This window comes from Caballeronia sp. M23-90 (genome assembly GCF_053574605.1).
This window is the reverse complement of the sequence record NZ_JBSIPA010000579.1, coordinates 1-3,636: the sequence shown is the minus strand read 5'-3', so window position 1 is coordinate 3,636 and position 3,636 is coordinate 1. Positions and strand designations below refer to the sequence as shown.

The window sequence follows — 3,636 nt, the reverse complement described above, 5'->3', positions numbered from 1 at the left end:
CCTGGATACCACCGACGCCGCGACCGACGCCAAACAACTCGCCGAGCTCACGGACCAAGAATTCTTCGATATCGTCTTCGATGCCACCGGCAACGTCAAAGCCATGGAACGCGGCCTGGAGTTCGTTTGGCATGGCGGCAACGATTTTCGCGAAGCTGCGCGGCGCCGAAGTGACGGTGCTCGATGGCCGGGAAGACCGCCTGAAATTCTGCGAGACGCAACTGAGCGCTGATCACATCGTGCGCCTGGATACCACCGACGCCGCGACCGACGCCAAACAACTCGCCGAGCTCACGGACCAAGAATTCTTCGATATCGTCTTCGATGCCACCGGCAACGTCAAAGCCATGGAACGCGGCCTGGAGTTCGTTGCGCACGGCGGCAAGTACGTGCTGATATCGATCGTTCGCGACCGCATCTCGTTCGCCGATCCCGAGTTCCACAAGCGCGAAACCACACTGCTCGCAAGCCGCAACGCCACGCCCGACGACTTCGAAACCGTTCTCACCGCCATGCGCGCCGGCCTGATTCCCACCGCCGCACTCAACACGCACACGTTGCAGCTCAGCAATTTGCCGCATGAGTTTTCGAGGTTGCTGGATCCATCGGCCGGGGTGATCAAGGCGCTGGTCGAGTGTTGAGCACGCAATGAGCAATCCCATTTTGCAGTTCGGCACGAGCCGCTTCCTTCAGGCGCACGTGGATTTGTTTGTCGCGCAAGCCTTGCGAAGCGAGCCGCCGAAGGCGCTTGGCCGCATCACGGTTGTGCAAAGCACGTCGAATCCCGAGAGCCGCGCGCGCATTGATGCGTTGCGCGCATCGAGCGTTTATCCGGTGCGGATTCGCGGACGAAAAGGCGATACGACCATCGATGAAACCGTGCAATGCGACGCGATCACCGAAGCGCTGAACGCCGTCGATGACTGGCCGACGCTTCGTGAACGCGTGCGGCGCGACGTCAGGGTCATCGTGTCGAACACGGGGGATACGGGCTACGTTTCCTTCGATAAAGACATTGGCCGCGGATTCGAAGCGGCTTCAGTGCCGCGCGGTTTTCCGGCGAAACTCGCTGCGCTGCTGCATGACAGGTTCGTCGCAGGCGCTGAGCCGGTCACATTGCTGCCGTGTGAACTCGTTTCGCACAACGGCAATACGTTGCGTGACGCGGTGGTTGGCATCGCGAAGCAATGGCATGCAAATGAGGCGTTCATACGCTATCTCGAGCACGATTGCGTGTGGGTGAATTCGCTTGTCGACCGCATTGTCTCGGAGCCGATTCAGCCGGTTGGTGCCGTCGCCGAACCTTACGCGCTATGGGCAATCGAGCGCCAGCCGGGCATGATTCTGCCGTGCGAGCACGAAAACATCGTGATCACCGACGACCTCGCCCACTACGAGCGTCTCAAGCTTTTGCTGCTCAATCTGGGTCACACGATGCTCGCCGAACTCTGGCTCGCCGGGCAATCCGCAGCCGACGCAACCGTGCTCGATGCCATGCGCAACGCCGCATGGCGCGATACTTTGGAGTCGGTATGGCAGGACGAAGTGCTGCCCGTCTTTAATGCCCTCGGCAAGCACGACGCAGCACAAGCCTATCTCGCCGATGTTCGCGATCGCTTCCAGAATCCGTTCCTCGATCATCGCCTTGCGGACATCGCGCGCAATCACGCGGAGAAGAAACAACGCCGCTTCAAGCCCGTAATCGATCTCGCGCGTCAGTTGGGGCTGGACATCGAACAAAAGCGGCTCGTCGCCGCGCTTGGATGACTCATTTCGCCATCATGTCCAACGCCAACGCTTCGGCGACTTCAATCCCATCGATCGCCGCCGAATAAATGCCGCCGGCATACCCTGCACCTTCTCCCGCGGGGAATAAGCCATCGACGTTCATGCTCTGATAGTTGTCTTTGCGCCGCACGCGGATTGGCGATGACGTCCGCGTCTCCACGCCGGTCAGGACGGCGTCGGCCATGGCGAACCCGGGAATCTTTTTATCGATTTGCGGAAGCGCTTCGCGAATTGCCTCGACCACGTAGTCGGGTAACGCGGTGCTCAAGTCGGTCATACGCACGCCTGGCTTGTAGGACGGTTCCACAGAACCAAGCGCCGTCGATGCCCGCCGCGCGATGAAATCCCCAACCAGTTGCGCCGGCGCCGAATAGTCACCGCCGCCAAGCTCGAACGCCCGCTCTTCCCACTGCCGCTGAAACGCGATGCCGGCAAGCGGACCGCCCGGAAAATCTTCCGGCGTAATCCCGACGACGATCCCCGCGTTTGCATTCCGCTCATTTCGCGAATACTGGCTCATGCCGTTCGTGACGACGCGGCCTGGCTCCGACGCCGCGGCCACTACCGTTCCGCCCGGGCACATACAAAAGCTGTAGACCGCTCGACCGTTGCTGCAGTGGTGAACGACCTTATAGTCAGCAGCGCCCAGCAATTTATGTCCGGCAAACTTCCCGAACCGGCTTCGATCGATCAACCCTTGCGGATGTTCGATCCGAAACCCGAGCGAAAACGGCTTCGCTTCCATATAGACGCCACGCCGGTGCAACATCTCGAACGTGTCACGCGCGCTATGTCCCACCGATAACACCACGTGATCGCAGCGCAGCGTCTCTCCGTTGGAAAGCGTCAATCCACGGACCTTTCCGTTTTCGATATCGATATCCTCAACTCGAGTATCGAACCGCACTTCCCCGCCGAGCTGATGAATGGTCGCGCGCATTTTCTCGACCATGCCGACCAGCCTGAACGTACCGATATGCGGCCGGCTCAGATAGAGAATGTCTTCCGGCGCGCCGGCGAGCACGAATTCATCGAGGACTTTGCGGCCGTAATGCTTCGGGTCCTTGATCTGGCTATACAGCTTGCCGTCGGAGAACGTACCGGCGCCGCCCTCGCCAAACTGAACGTTTGACTCCGGGTTCAACACGTTTTTCCGCCACAGGCCCCACGTGTCTTTAGTCCGTTCACGGACCGCCTTGCCCCGCTCGAGGATGATCGGGCGAAAACCCATCTGCGCGAGAATGAGGCCGGCGAACAAACCGCACGGTCCCATGCCGATCACAACCGGTCTCGGCGATGGCATCTGTTCAGGCGCCTGCGCCACGAACTTGTACGCCATATCAGGCGTGGTCGAACAATGCGGCTGATCGTCGAGATGACGAAGAGCGGCCGCTTCGTCCTTGATCTCTACATCGACGATATACGTGAGCTTGATGTCGGAACGCTTCCGTGCATCGTGCGCACGGCGAAACACCGTATAGCGGATAAGGCTTTCGGACGGAACGTGGATAAGCTCGAGGCGTGAGCGAATAGCCGACTCGAGCTCGCTTTCCGAATGCTCAAGCGGAAGCTTGATTTCGCTTAGACGTAACATGGAGACCTGATTGTTTTGCAGACGCCCTTGAACGACGGGCCGAAGCGCTATTTTAGCGTGTTGATACCGGGGGAGCCGACGCGAGCTGAGATTCCTCCGCCACCTGGGCTTGAGTGGCTACTAAGCCGCGCTGTAAACGCAAAAACCCCACCTTGCTGGGGTGGGGTTTTAGCGACTGCGATGAGATGCAGAGGATGAGGAGCCTGACGATTACCTACTTTCACACGGGTATCCGCACTATCATTGGCGTGGAG

General features: G+C 59.7%; 2 protein-coding genes and 1 pseudogene. 2 read left to right on the top strand and 1 reads right to left on the bottom strand.

The genetic code is table 11. The features are described from left to right. Nucleotides 1-128: 128 nt before the first annotated feature. Together ACRXB1_RS32825 and ACRXB1_RS32820 are read left to right on the top strand one after the other, a co-directional pair. Nucleotides 129-641, top strand: a pseudogene (locus ACRXB1_RS32825) (zinc-binding dehydrogenase); the annotation flags it as partial. 7 nt (nt 642-648) lie between these two features. Further along, nucleotides 649-1,767, top strand: coding sequence for a mannitol dehydrogenase family protein (locus ACRXB1_RS32820; protein WP_449494399.1), 1,119 nt, complete (start codon nt 649-651; stop codon nt 1,765-1,767). A gap of 1 nt (nt 1,768) precedes the next feature. Here ACRXB1_RS32820 and ACRXB1_RS32815 read toward each other — a convergent pair whose 3' ends face one another. Then, nucleotides 1,769-3,382, bottom strand: coding sequence for an NAD(P)/FAD-dependent oxidoreductase (locus ACRXB1_RS32815; protein ID WP_449494398.1), 1,614 nt, complete (start codon nt 3,380-3,382; stop codon nt 1,769-1,771). Nucleotides 3,383-3,636 lie beyond the last annotated feature (254 nt).